At 43.1% G+C, this 20740-nt stretch carries 15 protein-coding genes and 1 pseudogene; 8 read left to right on the forward strand and 8 right to left on the reverse strand.

The features are described from left to right. Positions 1-438: 438 nt before the first annotated feature. The 4 genes and pseudogenes from DP114_RS17680 to DP114_RS17695 all read right to left on the reverse strand — a co-directional run bounded on the left by DP114_RS17680 (position 439) and on the right by DP114_RS17695 (position 2626). Complete coding sequence (locus tag DP114_RS17680; protein WP_171976704.1) at positions 439-1524, reverse strand: RNA-guided endonuclease InsQ/TnpB family protein; 1086 nt, start codon at positions 1522-1524, stop codon at positions 439-441. Continuing rightward, positions 1525-1728: pseudogene (locus tag DP114_RS17685) on the reverse strand (hypothetical protein); the annotation flags it as partial. Between the two features lie 205 nt (positions 1729-1933). Beyond that, positions 1934-2134: a hypothetical protein gene (locus DP114_RS17690; protein WP_169267775.1), complete on the reverse strand. Its 201-nt coding sequence runs from the start codon at positions 2132-2134 to the stop codon at positions 1934-1936. 177 nt (positions 2135-2311) lie between these two features. Next, complete coding sequence (locus DP114_RS17695; RefSeq protein ID WP_169267774.1) at positions 2312-2626, reverse strand: hypothetical protein; 315 nt, start codon at positions 2624-2626, stop codon at positions 2312-2314. A gap of 383 nt (positions 2627-3009) precedes the next feature. On the opposite strand from DP114_RS17695, the gene glgP reads away from it, so the two are divergent. Next, complete coding sequence (gene glgP / locus DP114_RS17700) at positions 3010-5586, forward strand: alpha-glucan family phosphorylase (protein WP_171976705.1); 2577 nt, start codon at positions 3010-3012, stop codon at positions 5584-5586. A gap of 39 nt (positions 5587-5625) precedes the next feature. Here glgP and DP114_RS17705 read toward each other — a convergent pair whose 3' ends face one another. Beyond that, complete coding sequence (locus DP114_RS17705) at positions 5626-6351, reverse strand: DUF429 domain-containing protein (protein ID WP_169267772.1); 726 nt, start codon at positions 6349-6351, stop codon at positions 5626-5628. Positions 6352-6763: 412 nt separating this feature from the next. On the opposite strand from DP114_RS17705, the gene DP114_RS17710 reads away from it, so the two are divergent. From DP114_RS17710 to DP114_RS35075, 6 genes are all read left to right on the forward strand, one after another. Beyond that, entirely contained in the window at positions 6764-8968 is a 2205-nt protein-coding gene (locus tag DP114_RS17710; RefSeq protein WP_171976706.1) for a caspase family protein, read from the forward strand. 182 nt (positions 8969-9150) lie between these two features. Further along, the gene (locus DP114_RS17715; RefSeq protein WP_246162569.1) at positions 9151-12225 is read left to right on the forward strand and encodes an nSTAND1 domain-containing NTPase; all 3075 of its coding nucleotides are present in this window, start codon (positions 9151-9153) and stop codon (positions 12223-12225) included. 263 nt (positions 12226-12488) lie between these two features. Continuing rightward, on the forward strand, positions 12489-15800 hold the full coding sequence (locus tag DP114_RS17720) for an nSTAND1 domain-containing NTPase (RefSeq protein ID WP_246162570.1): 3312 nt from the start codon (positions 12489-12491) through the stop codon (positions 15798-15800). Continuing rightward, positions 15767-15841: a hypothetical protein gene (locus DP114_RS35065; RefSeq protein WP_246163349.1), complete on the forward strand. Its 75-nt coding sequence runs from the start codon at positions 15767-15769 to the stop codon at positions 15839-15841. The genes DP114_RS17720 and DP114_RS35065 overlap by 34 nt, the downstream gene beginning before the upstream one ends. A gap of 14 nt (positions 15842-15855) precedes the next feature. Continuing rightward, positions 15856-16161, forward strand: a complete 306-nt coding sequence (locus DP114_RS35070) for a WD40 repeat domain-containing protein (protein ID WP_246163351.1) — start codon at positions 15856-15858, stop codon at positions 16159-16161. Continuing rightward, a complete protein-coding gene (locus DP114_RS35075; RefSeq protein WP_246162571.1) occupies positions 16094-16600 on the forward strand; it encodes a WD40 repeat domain-containing protein in 507 nt (168 codons plus the stop codon). The genes DP114_RS35070 and DP114_RS35075 overlap by 68 nt, the downstream gene beginning before the upstream one ends. Before the next feature lie 212 nt (positions 16601-16812). Here DP114_RS35075 and DP114_RS17725 read toward each other — a convergent pair whose 3' ends face one another. Next, the gene (locus tag DP114_RS17725) at positions 16813-17661 is read right to left on the reverse strand and encodes a GNAT family N-acetyltransferase (RefSeq protein ID WP_171976709.1); all 849 of its coding nucleotides are present in this window, start codon (positions 17659-17661) and stop codon (positions 16813-16815) included. Between the two features lie 479 nt (positions 17662-18140). Here DP114_RS17725 and DP114_RS17730 point away from each other — a divergent pair, with 479 nt between their 5' ends. Continuing rightward, on the forward strand, positions 18141-18620 hold the full coding sequence (locus tag DP114_RS17730) for a GNAT family N-acetyltransferase (protein WP_169268550.1): 480 nt from the start codon (positions 18141-18143) through the stop codon (positions 18618-18620). A gap of 170 nt (positions 18621-18790) precedes the next feature. Here DP114_RS17730 and DP114_RS17735 read toward each other — a convergent pair whose 3' ends face one another. Continuing rightward, entirely contained in the window at positions 18791-19507 is a 717-nt protein-coding gene (locus DP114_RS17735; RefSeq protein ID WP_171976710.1) for an FkbM family methyltransferase, read from the reverse strand. Positions 19508-19897: 390 nt separating this feature from the next. Further along, on the reverse strand, positions 19898-20737 hold the full coding sequence (locus tag DP114_RS17740) for an SWIM zinc finger family protein (protein ID WP_169268546.1): 840 nt from the start codon (positions 20735-20737) through the stop codon (positions 19898-19900). Positions 20738-20740: the final 3 nt, after the last annotated feature.

The raw sequence follows: 20740 nt of genomic DNA on the forward strand, positions 1-20740 counted from the left end.
CAAGTTATTAGAGAAGCCACTGCTGCGGCAAAACTTAAACCAAAACCCTCTGTTAAAGAATTTGATGGTAGATTTATCTAAGAGATTCTCAGGGTTTTCTTCTGAGTCAGTAGCCCAAAGCACGACAAAAAAATACTACCATTAGATAGCTTCACATTTTGACACCTGAGGTAGTTCTTTCAAGAAACACGCTTAACAAGGAATAGGGAAAAAAGTGTTTATTTGATTCATAACGGGTGGTGCGCCGCCTGGGGGGCGCTTTCAACAAGCCAAGTTTAGGCAGTACAACAAACCGTTACACAACACCTATCCAAAGCTACTCATAACTAGACTTTTCTATGACAGACTACTTGTACTAATTAATTCGCTTTGGACTTCGTTTACTTCTTGCTTCAACCTGGAAGTGTCGGCACTAACCAGTCCACAAGCTAACCTCGCCTAACTGGCGATTTTGGACAAATTGATTGCGGCGTTTAAGTCACGGTCGATGACAAATCCGCAATGATCGCATTCAAACACTCGTTCTTTCAAAGTGAGTGTTTCTTTTTTAGTTCCACAGTTTGAGCAAGTCTTGGAACTGGGAAACCACCTATCAGCCACAACTAACCTTGAACCATACAGTTCGCATTTATAAGTTAGCTGACGACGAAATTCAAAGAAGGACATATCGGCAATAGCTTTAGCTAGTTTATGATTAGCCAACATTCCTGATACATTGAGGTCTTCAATGACTATTGTGCCGTGGTTCTTGGCAAGTAGTGTTGTCAGTTTATGCAGAGTATCTTTGCGGATGTTGGCTATTTTTCGATGTAACCTAGCTATTTCTAATTGCGCTTTCTTCCAGTTATTTGAACCAACGACTTTATGTCGATTAAACCACTGTATTCTAGATAACTTAGCCTCATATTTCTTGTAGGACTTAGCACCTACAACTACCTCACAAGTTGAGAGAGTCGCCAACACTTTGATCCCTAAATCAACGCCTACAACGTCTTTTTGACAAGACTCTTGAACATCGACCTCAAACCGGAAACTAATAAACCATCTGTCGGCTTTACGAGATATCGTTACTGATTTCGGTTTTATTTGTGGTAGTCGCTCATAAGTTTTGAGGACGCCAATCACTGGCACCTGAATTTTGTTATTACCAAGAATCTTCACTGTACCTTCAAGCGTGAAAGAGTCGCGTTGACCTTTCTTTTTGAATTTGGGGACGCCAGCAGTTTTCTTAAAGCAACGTTTCCAAGATTCACGCAGCCCCATTAATGCTTGTTGTGGTGTAGACTTGCTGACTTCGTAATACCATTCGTATTCACTTTTTACTAGTACTACTAACCATTTATGCAAGTCAATAGCAGAAGGAAACTTAATCTTTGAATCTGGATTAGCTTTGTTGTGAGCCAATATTTGCTTAGTCAAACCCAAGCCCCAATTCCAAGCATGACGAGCTACTCCACAATGTTTTGCAAAGGCTGTGCGTTGCGCTTTATTCAGTTTCAATTCAGTCTTGAAACCTAACAACATTTACTTTACCACGCCAGGTGCTTCAACCGGGGGAACCCCGGCAACGCACTGGCTCTCCTTAACTACTTGAGTCATACCATCAATCAATTTTTTGTTTTTCTTACTTCTAGAACCGTAAAGACGGGCACCGAACACAGTTATCAGTTCAATCATGTCTTGGACTAGTTCCTGCTCAAACGTTACCTCCTCATTTGATTTGTTAATAGTGCATCTGCCGTTCCATTGTAGCGACTGGGGTAGGCGAGTAGTTGCACAAGCGCATTGAGTGGATATTCACCCTACACATATGCACCGCGAGTTACCTCACGGTGCATATTTACACTCAAGCGATTTTGCGTAGTCTAAATTAACGATTTGGAGTTATGAATAATAATCTTATGATTCCTCTTGCTCCATCCACTTCCCCGCTTTATCGAAGTAACCTTGTTACCCTAACGTCATATTCAGTGCCTTTTGGATGCTCACTTCTGGCTTGAAACAATGCCATGCCATCAGCTTTTTGTTTTGACTCTGCGTCGATTTCGTATCGTGTCGTCCCGTTTTGACAGGTATTGTTCGTCTGGTCAAAAAATTCCTTAATATCCACCAATACTTCGTAGGTATGAATCATTTTGGCACCTCCGAATGTGCTGTGTGTAAACAATACAGACAGAATCTACTATCTGAATTATGAATCTTTGAAAAGCGCCAGTCGTCAAACAAATACAATTCTTTATCCTTATTAAAAAAGGTTATCAATACTTTTAAATACTAAAAAATTAAGCACTTCTTCAGTCTGAACAAAAGCTTACCGATAAATGTCACAGTTCAAGCTGCGAAATGTGGAAGGTAAAGGTGTGAGGCTACACCAATCTGGTACTAATCTGATTTCGCCTACCGAACCTAGACCAGTTTCGGGAACAACAGCATCATAGATGACAGGAATCCCTTCTTGTCCTGCGGATATACCCACACCATGTTCAAAGTAGTGGGACAGCATTCCCAAATGAACCGCTTTGCCACGAATGATGTTGGCATTGTCGCACCACAAAATGCGGACGAAATAAATACCAGCATCTTGAAGAGATTTTTTAACTTGCTCAAATGTATGGTTTTCAGTCATAGAAAGGGCGTTGAGTTGTCAGCTAGCCCGAAAAAATATTACCATTGCAATTTCAGTAATTCTCAAGGACGTATCCTCAAAACCCTTGAGTCACTCAGCCTTTATCGAAGCTGTTCACAAAAATATAAAATTGTTGAAATATACTCATTATCCTTAGTACATTTGCGGGGATAGATATTAAGTTTTTCTGGCTCCAAGATATGGTAATGAGTAAGGCATAGTGTTTGAAATACCCTTGACATCAGCTTTAGCGACAAAACTGAGAGAACTTTTCACAGCTTAACAATGTCATCGTAAGTTTACAAACATAGTATAAAGAATTGGGTGGATAACAAAAATACAGTCAACAATAACTATAGCCAAAGCTATAGTTTCGCTAACCTATGCAGCCGATTCGCACTTTTAATGTTTCCCCTTCACTACCGCAGCGACTTGAGCCACTGCGGAAGCTGGCATATAACCTGCACTGGGATTGGAACGTTGAGACGAAAGACTTATTCCGACGCTTAGATCCTGACTTATGGGAATCTAGCCGTCATAACCCGGTTTTGATGCTCGGTACCATTAGTCAAGCGCGTCTGTTGGAAGTCGTGGAAGATGAAGGCTTCCTGGCACAGATGGATCGAGCCGCGCGCCAGTTAGAGGATTATTTGCAAGAGCGTACCTGGTATGAAAAACAAAGAGTTGGTCATGCCTCAGATGAGAAAGGACAAGAATACTACGCCTATTTCTCGGCTGAGTTTGGGCTTGTAGATTGTTTGCCAGTCTATTCTGGAGGCTTGGGAGTTCTTGCTGGGGATCACCTCAAATCTGCTAGCGATTTAGGGCTACCTTTGGTTGGTGTGGGTCTACTCTACCAGCAAGGCTATTTTGCTCAATATCTGAACGCTGATGGTTGGCAGCAGGAACGCTACCCAATCAACGACTTTTATAATATGACTTTGCACCTAGAACGCAATCCTGATGGCTCAGAATTGCGGATTTCGGTCGATTATCCAGGACGTACTGTTTATGCTAGAGTTTGGCGTGTACAAGTGGGATCAGTTCCCCTGTATATGCTCGACACTAACATTGAACCCAATAATTCTTACGACCACAACATCACAGACCAGCTTTACGGTGGGGATATCGATATGCGTATCCACCAAGAAATTATGCTGGGGATCGGTGGTGTGCGAATGCTAAAAGCCCTTGGATACAACATCACCGCGTATCATATGAATGAAGGTCACGCGGCATTCTCTGCCCTAGAACGTATCCGCATTCTTCTTCAAGAAGAAGGGCTGAGTTATCCCCAAGCCAAACAGGTGGTGGCTTCCAGTAATATCTTTACAACTCACACACCAGTACCGGCGGGAATTGACTTGTTCCCCCCAGACAAAATGTTGTACTACCTGGGACATTACGCTGATGTCTTTGGCTTAACTAAAGAACAATATTTGGCTTTGGGACGCGAAAATACTAAAGATTCGTCTGCGCCTTTTAGTATGGCAGTCCTGGCACTGAAAATGGCGACATTCTCTAACGGTGTGGCACAACTGCATGGTGTGGTGTCACGCCAAATGTTTAAGAGTTTGTGGCAAAATGTGCCCACAGAGGAAGTGCCGATCAAAGCAATTACGAACGGCGTTCATGCTCGCAGTTGTGTTGCTAAATCTACACAGGAGTTGTACGATCGCTACCTAGGACCAAGCTGGTCATCCGCACCGACTGATAACCCTTTGTGGGAACGCATGGACGCGATCCCCGATGAAGAGTTGTGGCGTAATCACGAGCGCTGCCGCTTAGATATGATTGTCTATGTGCGGGAGCATCTGGTGAAGCATTTGCGAGACCGTGGGGCTTCTGCCTCAGAAATTGCCTCTGCACAAGAAGTTCTTGACCCCAAAGTTCTCACCATTGGCTTTGCCCGTCGCTTTGCAACCTACAAACGTGCTACTCTGTGGATGCGGGATGTTGAGCGAATTAAGCGGATTTTGTTGGCCAACAAAGACCGTAAGGTGCAGTTTGTGATCTCTGGTAAAGCACACCCCAAGGATATTCCTGGTAAGGAACTTATCCGCGAGATCAATCACTTCATCGACGAACAGGGTTTGCAAAAGCAGATTGTGTTTGTCCCCAACTACGATATTTATATATCTCGGTTGATGGTTGCTGGTTGTGATATCTGGTTAAACACTCCGCGCCGTCCACGGGAAGCTTCTGGTACAAGTGGCATGAAGGCAGCTATGAATGGTTTGCCGAATTTAAGCGTACTAGATGGTTGGTGGGATGAAGCTGATTATGTTCGTACTGGTTGGGCGATTGGACATGGAGAAATGTATGATGATCCCAATTACCAAGATGAAATAGAGGCAAATGCTTTTTACGATTTGCTGGAAAATGAAGTTGTCCCTCTGTTTTACGACCGGGATGTTGATGGTTTGCCTCGCCACTGGGTTGACAAAATGAAGGATGCAATCCGGTTAAATTGTCCGTTCTTTAACACGGCACGGATGGTGCGAGAATATGCAGAACGCGCTTATTTCCCCGCAAGCGATCGCTTCCACACTCTGACTGCTGATAAATACGCCCCAGCGAAAGAACTAGCTGATTGGCAACAGAATCTCACTGCACACTGGTTCGACATCAAAATAAAAGATGTTAACGTATCCTCTGGAGCAGATATTGAGGTTAACCAAATTGTTAACGTCAAAGCCAAAGTTGATCTGGCAACTTTGACGAACAATGATGTACAGGTGGAACTCTACCAAGGTGCCATTGATGCTGATGGCGGTATTGTCAACGGTGTTCCTGTGGTCATGGATTACCAAGGAGAGGATAAGGATGGCTTAAGTACTTACACCGTGGATATATTGTATAATACATCTGGTTACCAAGGCTTATCTTTGCGAGTTTTACCAAAACACAAAGACCTCTCTAGTCCTTATGAGCCAAGGTTAATTGTTTGGGCACAGTAAAGAAGTAAAAAGAAAAAGTTAAAAGTAAAAAAAATACTTTTAACTTTTGGAGGGGATGACAATGTAACCTGTGGTGCGATCGCCAAGAACCAGGTTACGTTGCTCCCCCCAAAACCACCAGTATGCAGCGACATAAGCACAAATGAGGCTATCGAGTTTGTCTTCGACTTGTTTGAGGGCTGCGCCTGTGGTGGGAATTTCGGAAAGAAACGAACCATCAAGACACAGAGGAGGTTGGAGAGAGGGTAAGATTTCTGTGATGTAATGGTGGAGTTTGATGAGTTCGAGGCGGCGATCGCTCAAGCGTCCTTTTTTATATTTAAGAATTCGTTCTAAGCCAAATAAATTAACTATGGCTGGATGAGGAAAGACTTCTATTTGATATCTGCCTGGTTTTTGTGGTTCGATAGTTGGTGCGTGGGCAAAACCACGGGCTTCTAATTCTAAGCCAAATTTTACTGTTCTTTCTGCAAAGGGTAGGCCCAGATTTGCTGGATAGCATCCAGCGTGATACTTGCCAAAGTGTTTGTGAGTGAGTTTGTCGGGTAAGCGACTTCCAGTAGCGTTGGGAATGAGGGTGGGTGCATCTACACCGATGATGGCGGGTTCTTCTGGTGTAACGCAAGTATCAATCCAAGTTAATATGTCTGCAATAGATTCTTTGCGGTCTAAATCTTGTATTTGCAGTTTTCCGTCTATGAATTGTAAGTAGCATAAACCGCTGGGTTGGGATTTCCAGCCTAGGTCAATTCCGAGAAATTTCATTGTTGGATTAATTGTTTTCTCTTAAGAGGATGTTTGTAAAGTATTCATTCATACTACCCTAGGCGACTGGAAGTCGCGGCTATACAGACAAAACCCGCCTGCGCGGGTTTACTCCCTTCCCACCAGAAAAATACCTATTTTTGAACCGCAGAGGCGCAGAGGAGCCAGTGCGTTGGGCGGGTTTCCCGACTTGAAGCACCTGGCGTGACACAGAGAGAGGAGTAAATTATTATAGGTAATCTTAGACCGGGAAGGGAGTAATATCATGTCCGGATCAACACTTATAAAAAACCAAGAACCTCGATTTCTGTATAAGTCAGCCTTGCTGACACCTATAAGAAGTATGGAACAGTTCCATTGACTGCTCTTGTTTGGGAATTATTCTGGAAGTTGTTAGAAGGTGCAGCCTTATATGATTCAACAAAGTGCAAAATCTAGCTCCAAATTCTTCGCCTTATTGATTGGGGTTGATTGCTATTTACCGAACATGCTACCACAAGGAGCTTCTTACAACAGTCTTGCTGGTTGTGTGCGCGATATTAATCATGTCGAATCTTTCCTGAGAAACAAACTGCAAGTACCCCCAGCACATATTCTTAAACTTACAGCTTCCAACTCTGACAGTCCCAACATACCGCAAGAGCCATCCGAACAGCTACCTACATATGACAATATCGTAGCTAAATTTAAGCAACTCACTGATTTAGCTGAACCTCAAGACCAAGTCTACATCCACTACTCCGGACATGGTGGACGTTCGACAACAATTTATCCTGATCTCAAAGGAAGCTACGGGGTAGATGAATCACTTGTCCCTACAGACATTGGCAATCCAGAAGCTCGTTATCTTCGTGATCTAGAGTTGGCAACACTCTTACAAAATATGGTAGATAAAGGGTTAGTGGTTACACTAGTTCTGGATAGCTGTCATTCTGGAGGAGCAACACGAGGAGGAGTCAATGATGCTAATATTCGCGGTTTAAATAAGAATATTATAGACACAACGCCACGACCAACAGAAAGCTTAGTTGCATCAACTGAAGAATTGATCCAAAACTGGCAACAATTAACACACGGACAACAAAACACTCGCAACGTAACTGCAGCTAGTGGTTGGTTGCCTGAACCTAAAGGATATGTTTTATTGGCTGCTTGTCGGGATAATGAGTCTGCTTATGAATATGCTTTCAATGGTAAAGAAAACAATGGTGCGTTAACTTATTGGTTATTAGACTCTCTACAGAAGTTGGGGAATGATTGTACCTTTAAGGTACTCCACGATCGCATCCTCGCAAAGATAAACAGTCAGTTTCAACAACAAACACCAATGCTGCAAGGAGAAGGCGATCGCCTGCTCTTCAGCGGTAAATCTACAAAACCACAATCTGCCATTCTTGTCAAGAAAGTTGATGTGGCTTCTAATCAGGTACTCTTGCAAGCAGGCGAAGCACAAGGTTTGCGTAAAGGTGCGGAGTTTGCCATCTATCAATTAGGCATAACCGATTTTTCCCAAACTGATAAACGAGTCGCACTGGCTAAAGTTGTAAAAGTGCGTGCAGAAGAATCTATTGCGGAAGTTACCAAAATCCTGCGTCAAGAACAAGCAGGTAACAACTTGCGTCTTTATATTCCTCCTTCTAAAGCGGGTAATTCAACACAGCAAACTCTCAGTCAAGGAATTATTGAAGATGGTGCTTCTGCTATACTACTGTCTCCTAGTGTCAAACTTGTCCGAAAGGTACGCCTGTTGCCTCCTTTAGAAAATCAGCAACTACCAAAAGAAATAGATTATAAAGAAGCATTGACAGCAGTCAAAGCCGCTAAAGAAAACGTAGAAGGCAATGGTTGGGTAGAGTTCTTATCTAGTGATCAACCGAGTGATGAACCTGTCACCTATCAGGTATCTGTCAACGCTGAAGGGGAATATGAAATTCTGGATGCAGGTGGAGAATTAATTAATTTGCGCCCTCCACTCAAAGTAGACGAACACAATGCTGCAGCTAGTGTCGTTAACCGCTTAGTGCATCTTTCCAAGTATCAAGCGACTTTACAACTAGACAACAACGACCCAATATCATCATTTGCAGGAAAACTAAAAGTTGACATCTGCCTACCAGGAGAAACCAGAGGTGAATTATTACCATTAAATGCTCCAGGTAACGTCCCAACTTTTGACGTAGATGAATCTGCAATACTGCGTATCCGCAATGAATCAACCAAAGTTCTCAACATTACCGTACTGGCTATTCAACCAGATTGGAGTATTTCCCAGCTACACCCAAAAGGGGCTGCTGCCTTTGAACCGTTAGATCCGGGCAGGGAGAAAATGATTCGCATCCAGACAAGCCTTTGTGAAGGTTATAACGAAAGTGCCGATGTTCTCAAAGTTTTTGCCACAGTTGGTGCAACGAATTTCCGGTGTCTTGAACTACCAGCACTAGACAAACCTCGTAGGGGAACACAGGTATTTAGAGCAACTAACCCACTTGAAGAATTATTAGCAGCAGTTGCAAGTGTTCAACCCCCAAATAGAAATATAAGTGCTGCGGCTTATCCCAGTGACAAATGGACAACAGAACAGGTGAAACTGGTGGTGAAGAAGATTGTTAATTGTTAAATAGCTAACAGCTAATTTGTTCTATTGGCTGTTAGCTATTTAATAATAGTAGAACTTAGGCAGAAGAGATCCCCTAACCCCCTTAAAAAGGGGGCTTTTAAGGGGGTTAGGGGGGATGGAAGTTTCGGGTTTTCAGTGCGTAAGTCCTCAATAGGCTAGCTCTAAAACCTTTTCCAGATACCATGAACAACTACACCCATGTCAAAACCATTTTAATTCTGGCAGCAAATCCGACAAGTACCTCAAGGCTACGACTTGATCAAGAAGTACGAGAAATTGATGAAGGATTGCGACGCGCTAACAAACGAGCAGAATTCAAGTTAGAGCAAAAATGGGCGGTACGTCAGCGTGACTTCTACCGCGCCATGTTAGATTATCAGCCGCAAATTGTTCACTTCTGCGGACACGGTGCTGGGCAAGATGGTATTCTTTTGCAAGATGAAACAGGACAGCCTGCATTAATCTCCGGCGAAGCACTGGGGAGCATGTTTAAGCTGTTTGCCACTAAAGGAGTTGAATGTGTCCTTTTAAACGCTTGTTACTCCCAAATGCAAGCAGAAGCAATTCGCCAACACGTCAATTATGTGATTGGCATGAATTCGACAGTAGGGGATAAAGCAGCTGTTGGTTTTGCTGTGGCGTTTTATGATGCGATCGCCGCCGGGGAAGAGGTACAGTTTGCCTATGATCTTGGTTGTTCTCAAATGATTGGTTTTTTGGAACAGCAGACTCCAGTACTGAGCAAAAAACAGTTAATTATCCCCACAGCACCTCAAACAGAAGTCATTCCTCCCAACCCATATCAAGGATTGTCTGCATTTGGGGAAGAAGATGCAGCATTCTTTTTTGGACGTGATACATTTGTAAATAGCTTAGTGCAAGCAACTCGCTCTCAGTCGTTGGTAGCTGTGATTGGTCCTAGTGGGAGTGGCAAATCTTCGGTGGTGTTTGCTGGACTAATTCCACAGTTGCGAGGTGAAGGAAATTGGGTGATTGAATCCTTTCGTCCTGGTAATCAGCCATTTTATCAGCTTGCTTCTGTATTCGTGCGTCAATTAGAACCACCAGAAATTAGTGAAACTGAAAAATTGCGAGCAGCGGCTGGACTAGCAGCAGATATACAGCAGGGTAAAGTGACATTGCAGCAGGTAGTGTCTAGCATTAGAGAACGTAACTCAGATAAACGTTTTCTGTTGTTTGCCGATCAATTTGAAGAACTCTACACCCTTTGCCAGAAGGAAGAACAAGAACGCTTTACTGATACGTTACTCGAAGCTATCCATCAGAAAATTCTCACACTGGTTTTCACTTTACGAGCTGACTTCTACGGCTATGTTCTCTCCTACCGCCCTTTTCGGGATGCATTGCAGGAGTTTACACCCCAGCTGGTAAGTTCCATGAGTCGGCAGGAACTACAAGCAGCGATCGCCCTACCAGCCCAAAAGCTAGAAGTGCAATTTGAAGCACAATTACAAGAGCGAATCTTGGATGATGTGGGACTTGAACCGGGCAATTTACCACTGTTGGAATTTGCTCTTACCCGATTATGGTCAAAGCAGGAAAACCGATTGTTAACTCACCAAGCATATACTGAAATTGGCGGTGTGAAAAAGGCATTAGCTAATCATGCCCAGCAGGTTTATAGTCAACTTAGCCAAACAGAGCAAAAGCAGGCACAGCGAATTTTTGTACAATTAGTGCGTCCGGGGGAAGGAACGGAAGATACTCGACGGCTGGCTACACGCAAAGAAGTTGGGGAAGAGAATTGGGGATTGGTAAGTTATTTAGCAGGATACCAAGCCCGTTTAGTTGTTACGGGACGCGATGACAACTCAGGAGAAGATACAGTAGAAGTTGTCCATGAAGCGCTGATTCGGGAATGGATAACTCTGCGCGAGTGGATGAATGCTAATCGTCAGTTTCGCGTTTGGCAAGAACGGTTAAAAGTAGCAATGCTGGAGTGCAAAAGTAGCAATCATGATTCTGGGGCGTTGTTGCGAGGTGTGCCGTTAACTGTAGCAGATGATTGGTTGCAAAAACGCTCAGATGAAATGACGCAGGAAGAGCGAGACTTTATTCAGGCTAGCGCAAGTCAACGAGTTCGGGAGAAGCAAGAACGCGATCGCACAAGACAACTAACAATTATCACACTCAGTAGCTTTTCTGCGGTAGCTCTAATTATAGCAGGCGTCGCTGGTGTGGGCTGGTGGAGTGCGGCAATCAGTCAAATTAATTCTCTTACTAATACTTCAGATGTCCTGTTGAACTCAGATCGGACAAAAGCCTTAAAAGCAAGTTTAAAAGCTGTTGTGCAAATGCAACATACACCCTTGGTAGATGCTAATACCCGCACACAGGTAGAACTGACATTACTGAATACAGTTGACAATGTTGCCGCACCGAACACCTTAGGAGGGCATACAGACTCGGTTTATGGCACGAGCTTCAGCCCGGATGGCAAAATGCTCGCTTCGGCAAGTGGTGACAACACGGTGAAACTGTGGGATACCGCCACGCTCAAAGAAATGAAAACCCTGAGTGGGCATACAGACTCGGTTTATGGCACGAGCTTCAGCCCGGATGGCAAAATGCTCGCTTCGGCAAGTGGTGACAACACGGTGAAACTGTGGGATACCGCCACGCTCAAAGTAATTAAAACCCTCAGTGGGCATAGAGACTCGGTTAATGGCACGAGCTTCAGCCCGGATGGCAAAATGCTCGCTTCGGCAAGTGGTGACAACACGGTGAAACTGTGGGATACCGCCACGCTCAAAGAAATGAAAACCCTGAGTGGGCATACAGACTCGGTTTATGGCACGAGCTTCAGCCCGGATGGCAAAATGCTCGCTTCGGCAAGTGGTGACAACACGGTGAAACTGTGGGATACCGCCACGCTCAAAGAAATGAAAACCCTGAGTGGGCATACAGACTCGGTTAATGGCACGAGCTTCAGCCCGGATGGCAAAATGCTCGCAACGGCCAGTGGTGACAACACGGTGAAACTGTGGGATACCGCCACGCTCAAAGAAATGAAAACCCTGAGTGGGCATACAGACTCGGTTTATGGCACGAGCTTCAGCCCGGATGGCAAAATGCTCGCTTCGGCAAGTGGTGACAACACGGTAAGACTGTGGAGATGGGATTATGATAATTTACTCAGGGAAGGGTGCGCGTTCATGGGTGAGTATTTCAAAACTAATCCCAAGGATGATGATGCTGGTGAAATTGGCAGTATGTGCCGCGCAGTCAGTCGTTAGCTCGACTTTATCCAAAATTAAGAACTTGTTGGAGTCAGAAATTGCCACTTGGGAGAAACAGCGTAATTCTCAACAAGCCAGTGTGAATTGGCGCTTTCAAACCACGGATGCACGGAGAAAGATGGAGCGGTTATACCCAACTGTTTGACCTATCAAACTTACTTTGGTGGACTACTAGTGCATAAGTTGATTTTGCTTGCAGCTAATTAAAGAAGGAAGGGCAGCAAATAAGTCTGGTTTACATAATCATCACAGAGAAATCTATGAGCAATGGTGATGGAAGAATGCATCATCAAATGAGCAAGACGGTTATTATAAATATGGGAAGCGGTGATTTATATCAGGGATTTCCCAGAGTAACAGCTCAGTTATGGAAAGAAGGTAATCTATTGCCAGAGCAGTTTCTTGGCAGCTTACCTCCAGCACCACATTTGGTTGAACTGTGTAGAAATTGGCAGTCAAATTATCAGAGTCTGTGCGATCGCCAACAGTTACGTTTTCAAGGCGAGGACGATGATGAACTCGAAATTGATGCAGATGGTGTCACCAACGTCTCTGTCCTGAGCTTTAATGATTTATGCCATAACCTACAACTAGGCATCAACCAGTGGCTAAGCTCCGATGACTATCTCAATATTAGTCTCCAACTGCGATCGCATCTACACCCACTAGAAGAAATTCGGGTGATGATGGAAACCAATGATGACTTGCTACGGCGATTACCCTGGCATCGCTACGATTTTTATCGGGATTATCCTCGGGCAGAAATGGCTCTTTGTCAATCCGAGTATAAACAAGCTCAATTATCACAACGACGCAACGGCGACAAAGTTAGAATTTTAGCTGTTTTGGGCAATAGCAAGGGCATCGACTTGGAAGCAGAAACTAGATTTCTCCTCAGCTTACAAGATGCAGAAGTTGTGTTTAGAGTCAATCCCACACGTCAGGAATTAAACACACAACTTTGGGACGTGCGAGGCTGGGATATCCTCTTTTTTGCCGGACACAGTCGAACTGAGGGTAAAACAGGCAGAATTTATATCAATGAGAATAAGACAAATAACAGCTTAACAATTGAACAATTAGAGGAAGCTCTCAAAGCAGCCATTGAAAAAGGTTTGCAATTAGCTATATTTAATTCTTGTGATGGGCTGGGATTGGCGTTGGCTTTGGAGAACTTACATATTCCTAGCGTAATTGTCATGCGCGAGCCGGTGCCAAATCTTGTCGCACAGGAATTTTTTAAATATTTTCTGCAGGGTTTTGCACTTGAGCGGCTGTCATTTTATTTAGCAGTGCAACAAGCACGTAGAAAGCTACAAGGTTTGGAAGATGATTTTCCTGGTGCTTCTTGGTTGCCTGTAATTTGCATTAATCCAGCAGTAGAACCACCGACTTGGCTCAAGTTAGGTGGGATTCCCCCTTGTCCCTACCGAGGTTTATTTGCCTTCCGCGAGGAAGATGCACACCTATTCAAAGGGCGGGAACAGTTTACTCAACAATTGCTCCGTGCAGTGAAAAGAAAGCCGTTAGTAGCTGTGGTAGGTCCAAGTGGAAGTGGTAAATCTAGTGTAGTGTTTGCTGGATTAATTCCCCAGTTGCGGCTTGAAAACAATGTTCGGTGGCAAATTGTCTGGTTTCGTCCGGGTAACAATCCTATTGAAGCATTAGCAGTGGCGATTGCACCTCAAATGCATTCACTAACAACCGAGGCTTCGCATCACAGCGCTGGTTCTGTGGCTTCGCCACAGAACCAGAACAGGACGGGCAACATGCCCATCCCACAAGATAATGACGATAACCAGCGCTTAGTAGAAATGGAACTAGAAATTGCGCTGCGGCAAGACAAAAAAGCGTTATCTAAAGTAATAGAAAAAATTGTACAGCGTGGCGTACGCTTACTACTAATAGCTGACCAGTTTGAAGAACTTTACACCCTTAGCCCAGAGTCAGAACGTCAGTTTTTGTTGGATGCATTGCTAACTGCAAGCGATCGCGCTCCCAAGTTTACTCTAGTTTTAACCTTGCGAGCCGACTTTTTCGGACATGCCCTATCTTATCGCCCATTGAGCGATGCCTTGCAGGGAGCAGTCCAGAACTTAGGACCAATGAGCCGTCAGGAATTGCGTAAAGCAATTGAAGAACCAGCAGCGCAAATGCAAGTGGGTCTGGAAAAAGAGTTGACAAATAAACTCATTTCTGATGTTAAAGAACAATCAGGAAGCTTACCGTTGTTAGAGTTTGCCTTAACTGAGCTATGGTCAAAACAGAAATATGGGTTGCTGACTCATTCGGCTTACGAAGAAATTGGCGGCGTAGAGGAGGCTTTGGCTAATCATGCAGAGTCGGTTTATGCTGAGGTAGATGAAGCTGACCAAATCAGGACACAGCGGTTGTTCATGCAGTTAGTATGTTTAGGAGAAGGGGCAGAGGCTACTCGCAGAATAGCAACTCGTGATCAGGTAAACTTAGAAAACTGGGATTTAGTGACACGCTTAGCGTCAACGCGATTGGTGGTAACAAACCGCAACTCCTCCAATGAAGAAACCGTGGAAATCGTGCATGAGGCGCTGATTAGAAGTTGGGGACGCTTACAGCATTGGATACAAGTAGACGGTGAATTTCGCCGTTGGCAAGAACAACTGCGGGCGACAATGCGGCAATGGGAAACCAGCGGCTTTGATTCTGGGGCGCTGTTGCGGGGTGTGCCGTTAACTGTAGCAGAAGATTGGTTGCAAAAACGCTCAAATGAAATGACGCAGCAAGAGCGAGACTTTATTCAGGCTAGCGCAAGTCAACGGGATCGGGAGAAGCTTGAACGCGATCGCCGCAGGCAACTAACAATTATCACACTAGGTAGCTTCTCTGCGGTAGCTCTAATTTTAGCAGGCGTTGCTGGCATGGGCTGGTGGAATGCCGCAATCAGTCAAATTACTTCTCTTACTATTACTTCAGATGAGCTGCTAAACTCTGATGGGGCAAAAGCTTTAAAAGCAAGTTTAAAAGCTGTTGTGAAAATGCAACATACACCCTTGGTAGATGCTGATACCCGCACGCAAGTAGAACTGACATTACTGAATACAGTTGACAATGTCGCAGCACCTAACAATTTGGGAGGACATACAAACACGGTTAATGGCGTCAACTTCAGCCCAGATGGCAAAATCCTGGCAACTGTAAGTAGTGACAAGACGGTGAAACTGTGGAATCCCGCTACTGGTCAAGTCATTAAAACCCTGAGTGGGCATACAAACATGGTTTCTGGCACGAGCTTCAGCCCGGATGGCAAAATCCTGGCAACTGCTAGTTGTGACAAGACGGTGAAACTGTGGGATACCGCCACGCTCAAAGAAATTAAAACCCTGAGTGGGCATACAAACTCGGTTTATGGCACGAGCTTCAGCCCGGATGGCAAAATCCTGGCAACTGCTAGTGGTGACAAGACGGTGAAACTGTGGGATACCGCCACGCTCAAAGAAATTAAAACCCTGAGTGGGCATACAAACTGGTTTGGGGCACGAGCTTCAGCCCGGATGGCAAAATGCTCGCAACGGCCAGTGGTGACAACACGGTGAAACTGTGGGATCCCGCTACGGTCAAGTCATTAAAACCCTGAGTGGGCATACAAACATGGTTTCTGGCACGAGCTTCAGCCCGGATGGCAAAATGCTGGCAACTGCTAGTTTAGACAAGACGGTGAAACTGTGGGATCCCACTACTGGTCAAGTCATTAAAACCCTGAGTGGGCATACAAACATGGTTTCTGGCACGAGCTTCAGCCCGGATGGCAAAATGCTGGCAACTGCTAGTTTAGACAAGACGGTGAAACTGTGGGATCCCACTACTGGTCAAGTCATTAAAACCCTGAGTGGGCATACAAACATGGTTTCTGGGCACGAGCTTCAGCCCGGATGGCAAAATCCTGGCAACTGCTAGTGGTGATAAGACGGTGAAACTGTGGGATACCGCCACGCTCAAAGAAATTAAAACCCTGAGTGGGCATACAGACGCGGTTGTTGGCACGAGCTTCAGCCCGGATGGCAAAATGTTGGCAACTGCTAGTTATGACAACACGGTGAAACTGTGGGATACCGCCACGCTCAAAGAAATTAAAACCCTGAGTGGGCATACAGACGCGGTTGTTGGCACGAGCTTCAGCCCGGATGGCAAAATCCTGGCAACGGCAAGTTTTGACAAGACGGTGAGACTGTGGAGATTGGATTATGATAATTTACTTAGGGAAGGGTGCGTGTTCATGGGTGAGTATTTCAAAACTAATCCCGATGATGCTGATGCTGAAATTGGCAATATGTGCGATCACCTACCAAATCGGCAGGAAGCTGGCTTTTCGGCATTTTTTAGCATGGGGCAATGAGTGCGATACTCACAATATAAAAACAAAAATATCCTGTGCGTTAGGCGTTAGCCGTAACCCAATAGCAATATTGGGGGAGGACGGCAGTTTTGCGGGAAGAAAATCTACACCGCAAACCGCCTCGAAAATCCACACCCCAATTTGCCTCCCCTACGCTTAAAATTTCTTGAGGTACATAGCTTTATTTAAGCTTACCTACTTACTAGTTAAATTTATCCTAATTCCAAACCAGTAATAGCAAAAACATTGTGCAAATTAATATTAGGTTGCTCTCCTTTGTACATTCGTACACATTCATATGTATTCTTCATTTGATAATTTTCCAATAAGAGAATAGCGGCTTTATTGATATTAGGAACGTTTACATAAATAGTACTTCCTTCACTATAAGTAGCTAAAGCTAATAATAACTTTTCTGCTATATCTTCATTTTCCGCAAATAAAGGGGCAATTTTAAAGCTATCTATAGCTTTTCTAATCACTCCATAACCTACCAAATCAGCATCGTTGATAATAGCGTAACCTTGCCCATGAGGTTGATTAATCCATGTTGAAAGAAAATCAGGACGATAACTAGGAAAATATCGTCGATCATAATGACAAAGTTGATCAAAATCAATAGTTTTTAAATCTCTTACATCTGACGAGATTTTTCCGGTAATTATCCCTTGATAACCAAGATGAGAATAAACCGGTTTAAAACCAAATTTTTGATACTTATTAACTTGTTGTAATATGGCATCTAAACCTGCTGGTTGATTAGAAATTAACTTCAATGCTTCTTGCCATGTTTTTAAACCAAATCCCTTTTTTCGTTCTTCGGGTTTAACAATATAAAAACCAATAAAATTAAATTCAGCACTATATCGTAAGACAGAAATACAACTAATAGGTTTACCGTTTAATTCTCCAATTAAAAACCCACCAGGATCGGCAATATAAAAATTATCAACATCATCAATACCCGGATTCCACCCCTCAGAAGCTACCCAACTTAAGGCAATTTTTAGATCATCTTTGGTCATGGGACGAACTCGAAAATTATCTTCTGTAATAGTCATTTTTGCTGTTGAAAATTATATTCTTCTGGTTTTAAAATTATCGTCGCATCTCGAATTATGGAGTGAATTCCATCTGCCACCACTAGCAATACGGTTCAGTTAAGGAATTTATTTGTTGAGCTAGGTAAGGGGAGTAGAGTTGCTGGGGGGAGAAAATAACTGATTTTTCTTCCCCTGCCTAAAGGTACTTATCCGAACTGTATTGGATGGTAGGCAATAGGTAGGGATGTGAGTACAACCTACCTTCATTATAACCAAATAAATCAAGCTTAAATTTCATCCGGTTAATAGCACGAGCTTCAGCCCGCATGGCAAAATGCTGGCTTCTGCTACCTCGCGCTTGCGCCCTTACAAACGATGTGGTTCATTTAGGTGAAAACTGCTTTAATATATCAACAGAGGCTTTATAAGCCTGAACTGGTTGAAAGTCATCTTGTCAATGGACAGCCACTAAAACGGTGTCATATTTAGAATACGTTATGGAAATAAGGTTGTTTCGTACACAAGACACTGAGCAAATAGCACAGCTATTCCACGAAACAGTGCGTGAAGTCAACATCCGCGATTACTCAAACAATCAAGTTAAAGCTTGGGCACCAGATGATATTGACTTTAGAAATTGGTCAGAAGTTTGTTTAAAAATATTTACCTACGTTGCAGATGAAGAGGGAATAATTGTTGGTTTTGGGGAGCTAGAACCCAATGGTCATATTAATTGCTTTTACTGCCATAAAAACTATCAGCGTCGCGGAGTAGGGAGTCAAATCTATCAGGCAATTGAGGCAAAAGCATTGGAATTAGGGTTGGATCGGCTGTTTACTGAAGCGAGTATTACTGCAAAGCCATTTTTCCAGCATATGGGATTCTCAGTTGTCAAAGAACAACAAGTGACTCGTCGGGGGGAAACTTTCACTAATTATGTAATGGAGAAGTTTTTAACAAGTTCAGACATTGCGTAATAGTAGCACAATAGATTGGCTCATTTATGATTTTCAAGTCAATCTTAATTGTGCCACCTTTAAGGTGCGTTTCCTCTGGAAGCCTCGCTTTGCAAGTCTTGCGCGTCTACGTTATTTCATTTCTATTTTGTGCGATCTATCCAAACAGATTAATGAATTTCAGCAACGTCCTATGTTTTAGAACGCACCATCAAACAATCATATTCAGTAACATAACCTTCAGGATTACGAAAGGCAGCAAATAAATCAGCAACCTCAAAACCCAGGGATTCATAATACCTTAAGGCATCCAAATATGAAGGTATGTTAATGTAATTAGCCCGTACAGATATTTCAGATTGCAAACACAGAATTTTATCTATGCACTTACTTGCACCCTTAACAACTTCAATGTCATATCCTTGAGTATCCATTTTTAGAAAGATACGCGGCTCAGGCACTAAAGTGAGAATATCATCCAAAAGAGAGTCTAGAGCCTTGATCTTGACTTCACAGGAATTAACAGTTTTTGGCATACTAGCATTAGGCACTAGAAATGAACTCAGTTCTGAATAGGTGTTCAAATTAAAGGTAGCCAAAGCATCCTCACTTCCAAGTCCCAAATCATATCCTCTCCAAAGGGTATCGTCTTTAAAGTTCTTTTGAAGAATGGGAAATATTTCTGGATGTGGCTCAAAACTAAGAATCTGTCCTTTATAGCCTAGTTTTCTGATGTTTTCTGCAAAGTAACCGATATTAGCTCCCACATCAAGAACACAATTAATTCTTAATTTCTTCAAAAGAGCCGCTAAGTAAATTTGGTAAGAAAATCGACCTATTTTTTCTTCTACAGATTTGGGTATTTTATAGCCTGCCGAAATCAAAGAATAAGCTATGTCTCTCAACATTGTGCGACTTCCTTTAGCAACCTGGTAAATTTGTCAACAGTCAACAATAGACAGTGATCAAACCTCTGCTAAATGCAAAAATAATAGATATTGACCTTTCCTTTGATGCGTGCAACGCAAATCAAAAGGTAATAGAAACAGAGGTTTTGAGGGATTGCTTCAATATACACAGAGTTATATTATCTTGTGCAATTGTTAGCGTCGAAATTCTAGCAATTACAAATACAGAAATGTTGAAGATAAATACAAAACTTTACAAGAATGGCTCCCTTATAACGATTTGCATTTGAGTGCAATACATCTAAAGAGTTAAAAACCGCACCCTCGACGCAGATAAACGCAGATATGTATTTCATTTTGTCATAAATTTATCAATCAATCCAGTTCACCTCACATCAAATTTTGATTCTTCGTTTTCACTCGTTGATATAATTCCTCCATTGCTTCAATAAAAGAATTATCCTTTTGCCAAAAAGCGGGGAAATCACCCTGTTTCTTAATCAAAATTGCAGAGACAGCGCTGGGAGTTGCAACTTCTATTGTTTGAGGTAATCGCTTTGTTCCTAACCAAAATTCTCTCGCACTTGGTTTTTGGTCAATCTGCTGTTTAGAAAGCTTTGTATACAAAGAAGTCGAGGCTTCTATCTTAACTTCTTTAGTATTGAGTTCCTCAGAAAGTGCTTTACCTAAAGGTGACTCAGCTAGTTTTGCTTGAAGTTCTGCTTTTGATAATCCCCGCAGTTCAAATAGCAAAAATGGATTCTGATCTAATTGGGAAGCAACGAGATAGTATACTCCAGCAATATGCTTGCAGGGATTAGCATAATCTGGACAAGAACATGAAGTTTTGAAGTCCTTTCTACTGTGAGGTAATAGATATACTCCTAATTCTGAAAAAGAGTCTTCTATATTTTCTGGAACTTCGTTAAGCAGCAGTCGAGAAACGACACTTGCTTTAGATGAAAGTTGCTGGAGAATTTCATTCCAACGTGTTTTGGCAATGGGAGTAATTTCAATCGAAATATTGTATGTTGGTTCTTTGTAAACACCAAAGTATGGATTAACTGACCCTTTGACTATAGCCGTGATATAATTTTGCTCTATTTCAAAGCTCAACACTTTACCGCCACGGGCATAGGAACGTCCGCGTTGTAGTCTGGCGTCATCGGTAAAAGCTTCTAATGCGTTGATGAAGCGATCGCCCCACCAAGTTCGGCTAAATTTATTCATAAA

It is taken from the genome of Brasilonema sennae CENA114, from assembly GCF_006968745.1.
Lineage (GTDB): Bacteria > Cyanobacteriota > Cyanobacteriia > Cyanobacteriales > Nostocaceae > Brasilonema > Brasilonema sennae.